This is a genomic window from Brucella sp. TWI559, from assembly GCF_039674265.1.
GTDB classification, from domain to species: Bacteria; Pseudomonadota; Alphaproteobacteria; order Rhizobiales; family Rhizobiaceae; genus Brucella; species Brucella chromiisoli.
Map to the genome: position 1 here is coordinate 1 of NZ_JBDJNE010000098.1, position 223 is coordinate 223.

Consider the following 223-nt stretch of genomic DNA (forward strand, 5'->3'; position numbering starts at 1 on the left):
GTATCGGGGAGTGTCGCAGAAGCCGCTTCCGATTCATTGCCAGCAGCATCGCTTTGCGTCACCGTGATGTCCTGGCCATTGCTCGCAGCAGCAACATAAGTCGCAGTGCCAGTCTCGCCAAGATCAACCGTGTCAAGCACGCTGCCATCAGCATTGTAGATCGTCGCTGTCCCACCCGGCTCCCCGGTGATCGTCAGCGTCACACCGTCAGAGCCGACTGTAA

The 223-nt window shown here is 58.7% G+C and carries 1 protein-coding gene; it reads right to left on the minus strand.

Features of this window, described 5'->3' with window-relative positions:
* A partial coding sequence (locus ABE530_RS19785; protein WP_499695745.1) for an Ig-like domain-containing protein occupies positions 1–223 on the minus strand: 223 nt, incomplete at both ends.